The 13,804-nt window shown below is 65.4% G+C and carries 14 protein-coding genes; 3 read left to right on the top strand and 11 right to left on the bottom strand.

What is annotated here, in order from left to right; translation table 11 throughout:
• Positions 1–53: 53 nt before the first annotated feature.
• The 4 genes from ACTJK0_RS18035 to ACTJK0_RS18020 all read right to left on the bottom strand — a co-directional run bounded on the left by ACTJK0_RS18035 (position 54) and on the right by ACTJK0_RS18020 (position 3,853).
• The gene (locus tag ACTJK0_RS18035) at positions 54–1,052 is read right to left on the bottom strand and encodes a bile acid:sodium symporter family protein (RefSeq protein ID WP_440746129.1); all 999 of its coding nucleotides are present in this window, start codon (positions 1,050–1,052) and stop codon (positions 54–56) included.
• A 167-nt stretch (positions 1,053–1,219) separates the two neighbouring features.
• The gene (locus tag ACTJK0_RS18030) at positions 1,220–1,807 is read right to left on the bottom strand and encodes an AAA family ATPase (RefSeq protein ID WP_440746128.1); all 588 of its coding nucleotides are present in this window, start codon (positions 1,805–1,807) and stop codon (positions 1,220–1,222) included.
• A 47-nt stretch (positions 1,808–1,854) separates the two neighbouring features.
• Positions 1,855–3,150, bottom strand: coding sequence for an MFS transporter (locus ACTJK0_RS18025; protein ID WP_440746127.1), 1,296 nt, complete (start codon positions 3,148–3,150; stop codon positions 1,855–1,857).
• 55 nt (positions 3,151–3,205) lie between these two features.
• The gene (locus tag ACTJK0_RS18020) at positions 3,206–3,853 is read right to left on the bottom strand and encodes a bifunctional 4-hydroxy-2-oxoglutarate aldolase/2-dehydro-3-deoxy-phosphogluconate aldolase (RefSeq protein WP_440746126.1); all 648 of its coding nucleotides are present in this window, start codon (positions 3,851–3,853) and stop codon (positions 3,206–3,208) included.
• A 91-nt stretch (positions 3,854–3,944) separates the two neighbouring features.
• On the opposite strand from ACTJK0_RS18020, the gene ACTJK0_RS18015 reads away from it, so the two are divergent.
• Positions 3,945–4,751 carry a DeoR/GlpR family DNA-binding transcription regulator gene (locus ACTJK0_RS18015; RefSeq protein WP_440746125.1) on the top strand — a complete coding sequence of 269 codons (807 nt, stop codon included), beginning with the start codon at positions 3,945–3,947 and terminating at the stop codon, positions 4,749–4,751.
• Between the two features lie 69 nt (positions 4,752–4,820).
• Here ACTJK0_RS18015 and ACTJK0_RS18010 read toward each other — a convergent pair whose 3' ends face one another.
• The 6 genes from ACTJK0_RS18010 to ACTJK0_RS17985 form a co-directional block, all read right to left on the bottom strand.
• Complete coding sequence (locus tag ACTJK0_RS18010) at positions 4,821–6,395, bottom strand: acyl-CoA synthetase (RefSeq protein WP_440746124.1); 1,575 nt, start codon at positions 6,393–6,395, stop codon at positions 4,821–4,823.
• A 7-nt stretch (positions 6,396–6,402) separates the two neighbouring features.
• Positions 6,403–7,728: an MFS transporter gene (locus ACTJK0_RS18005; protein WP_440746123.1), complete on the bottom strand. Its 1,326-nt coding sequence runs from the start codon at positions 7,726–7,728 to the stop codon at positions 6,403–6,405.
• A gap of 134 nt (positions 7,729–7,862) precedes the next feature.
• Positions 7,863–8,318 carry a MaoC family dehydratase gene (locus tag ACTJK0_RS18000; protein ID WP_110542452.1) on the bottom strand — a complete coding sequence of 152 codons (456 nt, stop codon included), beginning with the start codon at positions 8,316–8,318 and terminating at the stop codon, positions 7,863–7,865.
• Between the two features lie 58 nt (positions 8,319–8,376).
• On the bottom strand, positions 8,377–9,606 hold the full coding sequence (locus tag ACTJK0_RS17995) for an acyl-CoA dehydrogenase family protein (RefSeq protein ID WP_440746122.1): 1,230 nt from the start codon (positions 9,604–9,606) through the stop codon (positions 8,377–8,379).
• Position 9,607: 1 nt separating this feature from the next.
• On the bottom strand, positions 9,608–10,498 hold the full coding sequence (locus ACTJK0_RS17990) for an amidohydrolase family protein (protein WP_440746121.1): 891 nt from the start codon (positions 10,496–10,498) through the stop codon (positions 9,608–9,610).
• Positions 10,499–10,500: 2 nt separating this feature from the next.
• On the bottom strand, positions 10,501–11,442 hold the full coding sequence (locus ACTJK0_RS17985; protein ID WP_440746120.1) for an SDR family NAD(P)-dependent oxidoreductase: 942 nt from the start codon (positions 11,440–11,442) through the stop codon (positions 10,501–10,503).
• A gap of 130 nt (positions 11,443–11,572) precedes the next feature.
• Between ACTJK0_RS17985 and ACTJK0_RS17980 the strand changes: the two genes are divergently transcribed.
• Positions 11,573–12,040 (top strand): MarR family winged helix-turn-helix transcriptional regulator, encoded by a 468-nt coding sequence (locus ACTJK0_RS17980; RefSeq protein ID WP_440746119.1) that lies wholly within the window; start codon positions 11,573–11,575, stop codon positions 12,038–12,040.
• Between the two features lie 152 nt (positions 12,041–12,192).
• Complete coding sequence (locus tag ACTJK0_RS17975; protein ID WP_440746118.1) at positions 12,193–12,882, top strand: PASTA domain-containing protein; 690 nt, start codon at positions 12,193–12,195, stop codon at positions 12,880–12,882.
• Between the two features lie 17 nt (positions 12,883–12,899).
• On the opposite strand, the gene ACTJK0_RS17970 is transcribed toward ACTJK0_RS17975, so the two are convergent.
• Entirely contained in the window at positions 12,900–13,724 is an 825-nt protein-coding gene (locus tag ACTJK0_RS17970) for a class I SAM-dependent methyltransferase (protein WP_440746117.1), read from the bottom strand.
• Between the last annotated feature and the right edge of the window lie 80 nt (positions 13,725–13,804).

Genomic DNA, 13,804 nt, shown 5'->3' with positions numbered 1-13,804 from the left:
GGCGCTGTCCCTACCGGAACCTGTACCCAGGATGGCTGGCTGGAAACGTGCCCTTAGGCCTGCTTGTCCTGCAGCGGGCGACGGGCCAGCCAGGCGGCGACGATGGCGCCGGAGATGTTGTGCCAGAGCGAGAAGACAGCGGAAGGCAGTGCGGCCAGCGGGGTGAAGTGGGCGGTGGCCAGCGTCGCGGCCAGGCCGGAGTTCTGCATGCCCACTTCGAACGCGAGGGCGCGGCGGGCTTTGTCGTCCAGGCGGCCCAGCTTGCCGGCGAGGTAGCCAAGGCCCAGGCCGAAGCCGTTGTGCAGCACCACGGCGAGGAACACGATGGCCCCTGCCTCGATGATCTTGTTGGCGCTGCCGGCCACCACGATGGCCACGATCAGGGAGATCACGACGGCGGACGCCCACGGCAGCGCGGGCAGCACTTTGGCGACGAGCTTCTTGAGGAAGAGGCGGGCGAGGAGGCCGGCGACCACCGGCAGGAGCACGGTCTTGACGATGTCCAGGACCATGCCGGCAGCGTCGATCTGCAGGTAGGAACCGGCCAGGAACAGGACCAGCAGCGGGGTGACGATCGGGGCGATCAGGGTGGAGACGGAGGCCACCGCCACGGAGAGGGCAACGTCGCCCTTGGCCAGGAAGGCCATCACGTTCGAGGCCGTGCCGGACGGTGCGCAGCCCACCAGGATCACGCCGACGGCCAGTTCGGGCGGGAGGTTGAGGGCGCCCGCGATCAGCCAGCCGGCGCCGGGCATGATGATGTAGTGCGCCACGATTCCCAAGGCCACAGCCCAGGGCCGCTTGGCCACGGCGGCGAAGTCAGGCGGGGTCAGGGTCAGGCCCATGCAGAACATGATGATGCCCAGCAGGTAGGGCACGCTGGGGGCCATGGGCTTGAAGAGTCCGGGGAGCAGGAAGCCGAGGATGCCGGCAACGACCACCAGGATGGGGAACACGGTCACCGCGATGCGGGCGATCCTGCTTTCCGCTTCGAGCGCGGGGTTGACGGGTGCCCCGTCCGGGGACTTCTGGTTTTTAGTTGCCTCAAGCATCCAACCATGCTGGCATTTTCCTATAGGATTCGCGAATTGATGACCCCAGGGAGAAACAGGAAGTGCCGGGCGCCGTCCCCTCTGACACCAGGAAGCAAAAAGGACAGGAGTTGACGGCAGGCATCCCGCCGTCAACTCCTGTCCTTTTGTTGGCCTGACTCCCTGCCTTACGCCGCCCCGGCGGTCACGGCAGCAGCGAAGTCGTTGACATCAACGGCAGCTCCGCTGTTGTCAAAGTCCAGGTGGCGCGCTTCCTTCCACCGGCAGGAATCACCTTGGGCGCCCGCCCAGAACGTTTCCCAGTTGGCCAGCTTCCATTCATCGCGCGGGTAGCCCCGGGCGATGAGGCGCCTGCGCAAAGCCTCCCCTGCCAACCGGACGTGGACCACGATGAGTTCGGCCTCGGGCCACTGGTGCTCGGCCTGGACCTTGGCGAGGTAGTCATCGTCTGGAAAGAACCGTCCGAACGGAGCGTCCAGCACTACCGAATTGCCGGCCCGCAGGTTGTCACGGGTCAGGTCCAGGATGGACGCATACTCCAACGGCATGATGACGTTTTGGTAGAACTCATTGTTGTCCCGCTCGTTGGGGTCCGAGCCGTTGAGCTTCAGCAGCAATTCGGTGAAGCGGATGGTTGCGGTGTCCTTGTCGATATGGGCCGCACCAAACCGCTCCGCGAGGTGCCGGCTGACGCTTGATTTTCCCGAACCTGCCGGGCCAATCACAAAGAACACTCTGGGGATGGTACTGGTCAACTGCTTGTTCTTCCTTGAACTGACGGGCCTGGGTTACCAGTGTCCGCTTAGGCGGTGGCGGGGGTGCGGCGGTCCTTGACGAAGAATCCGTAGGACACAGCGCCCACGATCAGAAGCAGGCCGCCGATCAGGAACACCGTGGTGTAGTTGCCGCCGGTCGAATCAAGGATAAGACCGGTAACGATCGGGGCGACTGCCGCCCCGAGGAATCCGCCGAAGTTCTGAATGGCACCGAGGGATGCCACCTGGTTGGGCTCGGCGATGTCCGAGGCCAGAGTCCACAGCACGCCGATGGGCACCTGGGCCGCGAAGTAGCCAAGGGACAGCAGGACGATTGCCAGGGCCGTGTTCTCCACATAGGCAACGGGCAGCACGGCTGCCGCTGCGAGGAGCGCGCCGCCCACGATGGGAATCTTGCGGGCGCGGACCACAGGCACGCCGCGGGCAATTGCCTTGCCGGAGAAGATGCCGCCCGCGAGTACACCGAGGATGCCGCAAAGGAACGGCAGTCCCGCCAGCCAGCCGACCTGGCTGAGGCTGAATCCGCGTGCGGTCTGCAGGTAGCTGGGTAGCCAGGTGAGGTAGACCCAGACGGTGTAGAAGATGCCGAAGGCGCCAATGACCATGAACCAGGTGTTTTTCTTGGTGAGGAGTTCGCCCCAGCCAGCCTGCTTCTCCTTGGGCTGAAGCTGCTCCTCGAACTCTTCGCCCTTGATGATGAACTGCTCCTTCAGCGTGGGGTCGCGGTAAACGCGGAGCCACACCAGGGCGATGACAATGCCCAGGGCGCCGATCACCAGGAACATCCCGCGCCAGCTCATGGTGAGCATGAGGAAGGTCAGCAGCGGCGGGGCGATCGCGTTGGCAATCTGTGAACCGGTGTTAACGATCGAGACAGGAAGGGCACGTTCGGTCTTGTTGAACCACTTGTCCGCAACCTTGAGCCCGGAGGTGAAGAACGGCGATTCGGAAATGCCGAGGGCCACGCGGGCTGCGTAGAGGAACCCGAAGGAGTTGGCCATGGAGGACAGCATGGACACAATCGACCAGAGACCGGCAGCCCAGGCAAACATTTTCTTGGGCCCGAACCGGTCCACCAGATAGCCGGCGGGAAGATTCGCGATGGCGTAAGGCCAGGAGAACGCGGACAGCAGCAGGCCCATCTGCAGGGCGTTGAGGCCGAACTCCTTGGCGATGGTGGTGTTCGCAATACTCAGGTTATTGCGGTCCATGTAGTTGATGATGCCGCCAATGACGAGCAGGGCGATCAGGTACCACCTGATCCGCACGTTCTTGACAGGCCGGTCCGGGGCCGTACCGATTTCTGCTGAAGCTTGGCTCATGCAGCTCACTCCTTTGTGTTCTGCCGGCACGGGTGCCGGTCTGGGGGTGCCCGGCTTAGCGGCGGGCGTCTTCTATTGCTGCGAGGAAGGTGCGGGCGGCCTTCGCAACCCGGCCGTAATCGCCGTCCTCCCGGGCGGCCTTGGTGACGAAACTGCCGACGCCGACGGCGGTGACTCCGGCGGCAAACCAGTCACCAACGTTCGTCGGGCCCACGCCCCCGGACGGCATGACGGGTGCCTGCGGAAGGGGTGCCAGGATGGTCTTGACGTAGGCAGGGCCGCCGAGCTCAGCCGGAAACAGCTTGACGATGTCGGCACCGGCTTCAAGGGTGTTGAGGACTTCTGTTGGCGTGAAGGCCCCGCTGGCGGTGACCACCTGGTAGCGGTTGGCAGTGGCGATCATCTTCGGATTCAGCTGCGGGCTGACCAGCAACCGCGCCCCCGCGGAGATGGAGGCATAGGCAGCTTCGGCGTCGAGCACGGTCCCCGCTCCAACCACGATCCCCTGGTCGCCGTACTTATCGGCCAGGCGCCCGATAACGCCCACGGCGCCCGGAACGGTCAGCGGAACTTCGACGGCGCGGATGCCACCGTCGATGGCGGCCTCCGCCACACGGTAGGCCTCGTCGGCAGAATCAAGCCGCGCGATGAGCAGCGCGCCCGTGCGGACGATGGTCTCTAGGGTCTCAAATTTGTTTAACATCGTTTAATAGATTAGCCCAAAGATTCACAAAGGGGAACACCCTGTGAAAACTTGTTAAGCTGGATCTACTTCAGCCAAAGGAGAGAAGTCTGTGAGCCCAACAGCACGGCCCCTGATCCCCGAGCAGCGCCACCAGGAGATCCTGCGCCTTCTGCGCCGGGAAGGCGTCCTGAGTATCCGCAGCCTCACCGACTACATGAACGTGTCCCACATGACCGTCCGGCGGGACATCACGGCCCTCGAGGACCAGGGGCAGGTGATATCGGTCCAGGGCGGCGTTCGCCTCGCCGACTGGACCAGCCAGGAACCCCCGCGGGAGCGCGAGTTCCGCGCGCAGCTCGAGCTGCCACGCAAGCAGGCCATCGCGGAGCTTGCTGCCGGATCCGTGGAAGACGGGATGGTGGTTTTCCTCGACGCCGGGACTACCTGCCAGTCGGTGGTCCCCTACCTCTCCGGGCGGCAGGGCATCACGGTGGTGACCAACGACTTTTACGTGGTCACCAGCCTGTTTGCCTACCCCCATATCGAGACCATCCACACCGGTGGTGCCGTGGACCCATCCAGCGCCTCGAGCTGCGGCCGGATTGCCGCGGACGTGGTGAAGTCCATCAATATCGATCTGTGTTTCCTCAGTACAGGGACGTGGAACGTGTCCCGGGGCATCACCACGCCGGTCATGGACAAGGTGGAGGTGAAGCTGGCCGCGCTGGAGGCCTCGTCGTCGTGCTTCCTGCTGGCGGACAGCACCAAGTTCGGCACGGTGTCGCGTTTCAACGTGGCACCGCTGGCGAAGCTGGACGGCGTTGTGACCGATGACCAGCTGCCTCAGGAAATGCAGGAAAACATCCGCGATCTCGGAGTCACAGTCCAGGTGGCAGCCCTTGGAAAGGCCGCCTGACAGCGCCCGTTGTTTTAAAAGCAGCTGCCCGCCCCGGAAACCGGGGCGGGCAGCTGCTTGCCACTGACGTCAGAGCTGCTTGCGGAGCTCCATCTTCCGGATCTTGCCGCTGGCCGTCCGTGGCATATCCCCGACCACCACCAGCGATTTTGGAATCTTGTAGCGTGCGAGCCTGCCGTCAAGGAAGCTGCGCAGCTGCTCCGCGGTCAACGATTCGCCCTCGCGCAGGGTCACGATCGCCTGGGGGACCTCGCCCCACTTGTCGTCCGGGACGCCGATCACGGCCACGCTGCCCACGGCGCTGTGCTCTGAGATGGCTGCTTCCACCTCGGCGGGGTAGATGTTCTCCCCGCCGGAGATGATCATGTCCTTGAGCCGGTCCGAGACGAACAGGAAGCCTTCCTGGTCCCGGTAGCCCATGTCGCCCGAGCGGAACCAGTGCCCGTCCGCGTAGCTGGCGGCGGTGGCCTCCGGCCGGTTCCAGTACTCCTTGATGACGTTGGGACCGGAGATCTGGATTTCCCCCACCTCGCCCGGGGGCACCGTGCCGCCCATGGGGTCGGCTATCCGGACGTCAGTGAAGAAGTGCGGCAAGCCCGCCGAACCAGCCTTTTCCCGTGACCGGTCCACGGGCAGCATGGTGACGCCGGGCGCCGTTTCGGTCATGCCGTAGCAGCTGGTGAAGCCGATGCCGCGGTCCTCGTAGGCGTTCAGGACCCGCGGTGGAATGGCGGAGCCGCCGCACGTCAGTTTGTCCAGTGAACTGAGGTCCGCGGTTGCCCAGCCCGGATCTTCGCAGAGCAGCTGGAACGTGGTGGGCACCCCGTTGAGGGTGGTCACCTTGTGTTCCTGGATGAGTTCGAGGACCCTGGCGGGGTCGAACTTGGCCTCGAGGACCACGGTGGCACCTTTGAGGAGCATCGGCAGCAGCCCCATATCCAGGGACGCCACGTGGAACAGCGGCGAGATCATCAGCGCCACATCGTGGCGGTTGATGTCCATGTCCACGATGGTGTTGATGCAGTTCCACGTGATGTTTCCGTGGGTCAGCAGCGCGCCCTTGGGCTTGCCCGTAGTCCCGGAGGTGTAAAGGATCATGGCGCCGTCGTCGTGCCCCACCGCGACGTCGGGGTGTTCAGGCGCAACTGCCTGCAGGGCCTCCTCATAGGGTTCAACCGTGGCGGAGTGTCCGACGGCGGCCGGTGCCTTTGCGGCGGAAGGTGCCGTGCCGCCGTCGGCCGCTACGACCAGGCGGTGGGTCACCGCCGTCCCTTCCACCGCGGCCGAAGCAGGCATCTCCAGGCCGGCGGCGTTCACCAGGAGCCGGGCTCCGGAATCCTGGAGCTGGAACTGCAGCTCAGGCGGGGCGAGCCGGGTGTTGAGCGGCACGAAGATGGCACCCAGGAGGCCGCAGGCGAAGAAGGTCTCCACAAAGGAGGGGTGGTTCTCCCCCAGGTACGCGACCCGTTCGCCCTTCACCACTCCCCTGTCGCGGAGCGCGTTGGCCAGACGGTCCGTCCGCACGGCGAGTTCCTCATAGCTGAGTGTGCCGGCTCCTGTACCTGCTGGGAAAAGAAGCGCCGTCTTGCCACCCGACTTCCGGCGGCGGCGCTGCAGCCAGGAGCCAACTCCGTTGTTGTCCATGGTTCTCCTAACGGACCGTGGTGAGGTCGTTGTTCTTAGATTCCCGCGTCAGGGCGATGAAGACAATCGAGACGAGGGCCATGACGGACAGGAACACCACCACCGGGAGGATGTTCTGGCCTGAGTCCTTGTAGAGCCCGGCGATGATGCCCGGGGTGAAGCCTGCGCCGATGAGGGTGGCCAGCTGGTAGCCCACGGCGGCGCCGGTGTACCGGGAGGTGGTGCCGAACTGTTCGGAGACGAAGGCTGCCAGCGGGCCGTACAGGGATGAGTGCAGGATGAGCGCCACCGTGAAGGCCAGGAAGACCATGCCGACGTTGCCCGAGCCGAGCATGCCGAACATCGGGAAGAGGTAGGCGATGAACAGGGCCAGGCCTGCGATCATCACCGGGCGGCGGCCGAAACGGTCAGACAGGCGCCCGCCCAGCAGGACGAAGACGATGGAGATGGCGGAGGCTCCGGCGAAGGCGTAGAGCACGCCCTGTTGCGGTGCGCCCTTGGACACGGCGTACGTCACCGAAAAGGTGGGCAGCACCACCTGCAGGCCAAAGCCGGCGGCCCCGGCGAACATGATCATGATCAGTGCCTTGGGCCGGCGGAGCACGTCCAGCAGCGGGATCTTGCGCTTGGCTCCCTGGGCCTCTTCCTTGGCCACGGCCTCGGCGAAGATGGGGCTTTCGGAGATCCGGAGGCGGACGAACATGCCCACGATGAGGAGCACGAAGGACAGCAGGAACGGCACGCGCCAGCCCCAGGACAGGAACGCATCCTGCGGCAGGGCAGAAAAAGCGCCCATTACCAGGGTGCCCAGCACGGCGCCGGTGGGGGCACCGGCGTTGACAAACGACGCCGCGAAGCCGCGCCGTTTGGGGTCGGCGTGCTCGAGCGCCATGAGCGCGGCCCCGCCCCATTCACCGCCGACGGCGATGCCCTGGCAGACCCGCAGCAGCACCAGGAGGACGGCGCCCCACGGTCCAATCACGCTGGCACCTGGAATCACGCCGATAAGGGTGGAGGCAATCCCCATCATGGCCATGGAGATGATCAGCATGCCCTTGCGGCCCACCTTGTCACCGAAGTGGCCGAAGATCACTCCACCCAGCGGCCTGGCCACGTATCCGGCAGCAAACGTGGCGTAAGCGGCGACGACGCCCACCCATTCGTCCGTGCCGGCGAAGAAGACCTTGGGAAAGGCCACTGCTGAGGCCGTGGCATACAGCAGGAAGTCGTAGAACTCGATGGTGCTGCCCAGATAGCTGGACAGGATGACCGTGCGCGCTTCCTTGCGCTTGGCGGCCGTGCCCGCAGGTGCGAGCGTGGTGTGTCCGGACATGGCTGTTCCTATGGGACGGAGGGAAGGGTGAGGGGAAGGCGTTTTTGGGGTTGCCGGAGGCGGCGGCGCCGGAGCGTACCGCCTGGGGCTGGGAACTGCTGTTACTGGTGGAAGCGGCTTACTTGTAGAAGCGGCTACTTGTAGAAGCGGGCCAGGAATTCGGCAACGACGGCCGGGCGTTCCTGGCCTTCGATTTCGATGGTGGCGTTGACCTTGATCTGGGCGCCGCCCTTGACCTCGGTCACCTCGGCGATGGTGGCCTGCATGCGGACCTTGGAGCCCACGGTGACCGGTGAGGTGAAGCGGACCTTGTCCAGGCCGTAGTTGACCTTGGTGGTGACGCCGTCGACGTCGAACAGCTCGCCCCAGAACGGGATGATCAGGGACAGGGTGAGGAAGCCGTGGGCAATGGGGGCGCCGAACGGGCCGTCCTTGGCGCGTTCGGGGTCGGTGTGGATCCACTGGTGGTCGTCAGTGGCGTCGGCGAACAGGTTGATCTGTTCCTGGGTGATCTGGCGGTAGTCGGTGGTGCCGAGGTCCTTGCCGGACAGGGTGAGCAGGGTGTCGAAATCGACGACGAGATTGGGCATCGTTGCCTCCGGGTCTTGGTTGGTGTGTGGTTGTGGTGCTGTGCAGGTGCTGCAGGGCTTAGCGCGTGAAGGCGCTTTCGCCGGTGAGGGCGCGGCCGATGATGAGGGCGTTGATCTCGTGGGTGCCTTCGTACGAGTAGACGGCTTCGGCGTCAGCGTGGAAACGCGCGACGTCGGTGGCGAGGGTGATGCCGTTGCCGCCCACCACTTCGCGGGCAAGGGCTACGGTGTCGCGCATGAACAGGGAGGTCTGCATCTTGGCCAGGGCGGAGTCCTGGTCCCGGTAGATGCCTTTGGCCTGCTGTTCGGTGAGCCGGACCACCAGGGACAGGCTGGCCGTGACGTTTCCCAGCATGCGGGCCAGTTTTTCCTGGACCAGCTGGAAGGACCCGAGGCTGCGCCCGAACTGCCGGCGCTCGTTGACGTAGGCGAGGGCGGCCTCGAACGCGCCGGCTGCGATGCCGGTGGCGATCCAGGCAACGTCCGAGCGCATGGCCCTGAGCATCGCCGCGACGTCCCGGAAGGAATTCACGTTGTGCAGGCGCATCGATTCGGGGACGCGGACACCGGTGAGGGTGATGTGGGCGTTCTGCATCATCCGCAGCGAGGTCTTGCCCTGGATCTTCTCCAGGGTGACGCCGTAGGCGGTGCGATCTACGAGGAAAGCCTTGACCTGCCCGTCCGCGGTGTCCCGGGCGAATACTGCTAGGACGTCCGCGGTTGCTGCCCCGCCGATCCAGCGTTTGGCCCCGTCCAGGACCCAGCTGCCATCAGGCTCCCGCCGGGCAGTGGTGGAGAGTCCCCCGGCGATGTCCGATCCGGACTCGGGTTCGGTCAGCGAGAACACGCCCTTGAGCGAGAAGTCGATGACCTTGGGCATCCATTCGGCCTGCTGTTCCGCCGAGGCACCCACGCGGATGGCCGTCCGGAACAGGCCCGCCTGGGCGGTGTACCAGGTGGCCAGGGACGCGTCCGTGCGGGCAAGCTCGAAGATCCGGAAGCCCTGGTAAATGCCGCGGGCCGGGCTGCGTTCTGCACCTGCGGCGCCACTGAGTTCGGCTGGTTCCATCAGGTCCAGGTCGATCAGCGGCCGTGCGAGCTGCTCCGGAAACTCACCGCGTTCCCAGTACTCGGCCAGGAGGGGCCTGGCTTCAGAATCGAGGAAGGACCGCAGCCGGGACAGGACCTGGCGCTCTTCGTGCGTGAGGAGGGACTCGGCGTCGTACCAATCAGCTGCTTCGTAGAGCCGGGCACCCAGGCCGGCCTCCGCCGTCGTCAACGTGCCCATCTCAGGCCCCCAGCCCGAGGAGGCGGACCGCATTGTCCTTGAGGATCTTGGGCCGGACCCCGTCCTTCAGGGGAAGGTCCGCGAAGGCGCCGAGCCACTTTTGCGGGGTGATCAGCGGGAAGTCGGTGCCGAACAGCACCTTGTCCTGGAGGTAGGAGTTGGAGGCCTTCACCAGCGATTCCGGGAAGTACTTGGGCGACCAGCCGGAGAGGTCGATGAAGACGTTGGCCTTGTGGGTGGCGATGGAGTTGGCCTCGTCCTGCCAGGGCACGGACGGGTGGGCCATGATGATCTGCAGGCCGGGGAAGTCTGCGGCCACTGCGTCCAGCAGCAGGGGGTTGGAGTAGGCGAGCTTGATGCCGTAGCCGCCGGGAAGGCCTGCACCCATGCCGTTTTGGCCGGTGTGGAAGACGGCAGGCAGGCCCAGTTCCTGGAGGGTCTCCCATAGCGGGTAGAAGCGCTCGCTGGAGGGGTCGAAGCCCTGCAGGGAGGGGTGGAACTTGAAGCCGCGGGCGCCGAGTTCGATGGCCTGGTGCTTGGCTCCGGCGATGGCGTCCTCGCCGGTTCGCGGGTCCACGCTGCCGAACGGGATCAGGACGTCATTGTTCCGGGCGGCACCGGCGATGAGTTCCGGGATGCTGTTGGGCTCGTGCTTGAGCTGGGTGCGGGCGTCCACGGTGAAGACGACGGCGGCCATGTTCAGTTCGCGGTACACCTCGGCGATGCGGTCCAGGGACGGGGTGCGGTCCTCGGCCTTGAAGTACTTGGCCGAGGCTTCGGTCAGTTCTTCCGGCAGGGAGCCGTGGCCGCAGCTGTCCACCTCGAGGTGGACGTGCATGTCGATGGCATCGAGCTTGCTGGGGTCGATCCCCAGTTCGTAACGGTCAGCCATGATCAGCGGGCCTCGGCGGGCTGTGCAGGCTTCAGGTCCTCCGGCAGGGGCAGGAATTCCTCGCCGTAGCTTTGGAGTGTGTCGGCGGTGAACAGCTGGCCGGCGTTTTCCTTCAGTGCCTCAAAGCTCCAGCCGCCCTCGCGGTACTCGGTGGTGGCCGCTTCCGGGTGGGTCCAGACCTGAAGCCGGTCACCGCCGGCGCCGATGGCCTGGCCGGTGATGTTGGCCGCCTCGTCGGAGGCGAGGAAGGCAACCAGCCCGGAGACGTCGTCGGCCGTTCCAAAGCCCAGGTCGTGGCGGAAGAAGGACGGCATCGCCTCGCCGCGCTCGTCCGCCTCCACGGCCTTCTGGAAGTACGGCACGGTCTTGGTCATGGCGGTGGCGGCCACCGGGATGACGCTGTTGACCGTCACGCCGGCCTTCTTCATTTCCAGCGCCCAGGTCCGGACCATGCCCACGATGCCGGCCTTGGCGGCGGCGTAGTTGGTCTGGCCGAAGTTGCCGCGCTGGCCCGTGGGCGAGCCGATGGTGATGATGCGGCCCCGGACGTTGTGTTCCTTGAAGTAGGCGTAGGCCTCGCGGACGCAGGTGAAGGTGCCCTTGAGGTGGACGTTGATGACCAGGTCGAAGTCCTCGTCGGTCATCTTCAGCAGGGACTTGTCGCGGAGGATCCCGGCGTTGGTGACCAGGATGTCCAGCCGCCCGAACGTGTCCACCGCTCCGGCCACCAGGGCCTTGGCGGCGTCGGTGGTTCCCACCGGAACCACCACGGCGGTGGCGCGGCCGCCGTCCGCCTCGATCTGCGCCACGGCCTGCGCGGCGGTGTCAGCATTGACATCGTTGATGACGACGGCGGCACCCTGGCGGGCCAGTTCCCTCGCGTAGGCGAGGCCGAGGCCCTGCCCGCTGCCGGTGACGATTGCAACCTTGCCGTTCAAGCTCATGGCCTGCTCCTTCGCATGCGCCGGCCGAAGCCGTTGGGGTGGTCCCACTGCGGTGTGAGATCCTTGTTGGAATCAATGAAATTACGGATCATTGAAAAAGTCAACGATTGTTTTTTACACCGGAGTTGTGATGGCCACCTTGGGCACCAAAGTTCAGACCCCCCGCCTTGCGGCAGCCAGGATCGGCAGCGACGTGGGCCTGCTGCTCGCCAAGCTGCACGCAGCCGGTTCCGTGCTGAACAACAAGGCATTGGCCGACTTCGGGCTGCGCGAGCGGTCCTTCTCCATCCTGACGCTGGCGTGCAGCGGGCTTGAGCCCACGCAGCGGGAACTGGCGGACTTCCTCAGCTTGGACCCCAGCCAGGTGGTCACCCTCGTGGACGATCTGGAACGCCGCGGCCTGGTGGAACGGGCGCAGGGCAAGCAGGACCGGCGCGCCAAGATCATCGTCTCCACTGCCGAGGGGCGGAAGATGCACGCGAAGGCCCGCGCTGCCATGGACGCAGCGGAGCTGAACCAGTTGGCCGTACTGTCCGGGGAAGAGTCGCAGGAGTTGAAGCGGCTGCTCCGCAAGGCGCTGTGGGGCGCGGCGGAGTAGGCGTCTGGCAACGCTTCTTGCTCCCGCGAACCTATTTCTCAGCCTGAGTATGTAACCCACCGTTGAATGGCGGGTTTTCGCCGCAATGTTTGGCGCATGAGCGCATGCTAAGGCCCATCGACACGCCTGCACTGTCAGGATATCCTGACACCATGGCTGCGCAACGGGATCCATGGGGTGAAGGCCTGACAGCGTGGGAGCGCCTGCGCTCGTGGTTTGGTGACGCCAACGACGTGCCGCCTGGCACTTCAGAGGCTTTGGGTGCGCTCAGCGATGTCCGGCAGTTGCGGTACCTGCTGGATCAAGCGGAACTCGCGGCCGTTCATGCGGCACGTCGCCGCGGCTCGTCCTGGGCGGAAATTGCCGCCCGGTTGGGGATTGCCCGGCAATCGGCGTGGGAACGCTGGCGGGATTTTGATGAGGTCGTTCCGACCGGAGACGTCCTGCCCATTCCTGACGCGCAGACAGCTCGCTCGGTGGAGGCCGCAGCCTCCGAGTTGGCCGCCCAGGCCGCTGGACGAAAGCGAAGGCAGTCAAACGTCACCGTACCGAATGTCGTTGGTTTGTCCCTCGAATCAGCGCGGGCCGTCCTGATGGACAGTAAACTCGTTGCGGTCGGGCCCGATCCGGACGGCGTGCCCCTCGAAGCGCCCGGTTGGCCCAGCGGCGTCGTCACCGACCAGAGTCCGGAATCGGGGGCGAAGGTGCCCACAGGATCGCGGGTGACGCTGTGGTTAGGCAGAGGCGGCACAGCGGGAGACCGTGAGCCGCGGCGACCGTCCCCCGGGCCCCGGAGCCTGCGGGCAATGCGGGAAGAACCCGCCAGCGACGCGACAAGCTGAGAATAAACAATGCACAATCAGGACGGCTTTGAGCACACAAACATAACTGTCCGGATGCGCCGCTCGGCAAGGTTCGCCACCTGGTTGGCAGTCATCCGCGCGTAATTGTCGCCCAGGAACGTAGCAAAGGTCACCGGCGGTGGCCCCTCACGTCCAATCCGGGCGAGCATCTTCTGGAACCAGACGAGGCTCTCGTCCGACGAGTCGACTTCAGAGACGACATCGAAACCTGCCGACGGAAGGAGCTCGCGCATCTCTTCGAGGGTCGCGGGAAAGCTTGTCGAGGGGTCAGCGGCCCACGGCACCGGGTAGTGCACGACGCCGCCTTCACCCTGCAGGACGTCGTAAACCACGAACCTGCCGCCCGGCCGAAGGACACGGAAGGCTTCCGCATACAGCCCGTGCTTGTCGGAAATGTTCATCGCCACGTGCACGGTCAACGCGGCATCCACACATTCGTCCGGAAGGCCGGTGGCAGTGGCGTCTCCAACCTGGAACCGGGTCCGGCCGGACAATCCTGTCCACTCCGAGAGCGCCGTCGCGACCTCGCAGAACTCCGGAGTGAGGTCGACCCCTGTGACCGTGCACCCGGTCACCTCGGCCAGCGTCCGCGCGGGACCTCCCAGTCCGCTGCCGAGGTCAAGCACGTGGGAATCGGCAGTGAGGGCGAGTGCCTCGATGATTTCCAAAGTCGCCCTGCGGCCCCTGATGTGGAACTCGTCAACAGCAGCGAGATCGGCCGGCCGCAGCGTGGTACGGTCCACCCCGGCCGCGTCCAAGGCAGAACCGATGGCACCCACAAGTCCGCCGGGGCCGGTGTAGAAGGCCGAGACCTGGTTCATTGCGCCATCCTCACACCGGGTGGCCGAGGGGTCAACGTGAGGCGCCTGCCGGTCGTGGCCTGTTACCAGTCGTGGCCACG

Origin of the sequence: Paenarthrobacter sp. 22069 (genome assembly GCF_052046035.1) — a bacterium.
GTDB lineage: Bacteria > Actinomycetota > Actinomycetes > Actinomycetales > Micrococcaceae > Arthrobacter.
The sequence above is the reverse complement of the archived record's forward strand: the minus strand, read 5'-3'. Positions and strand labels throughout refer to the sequence as shown.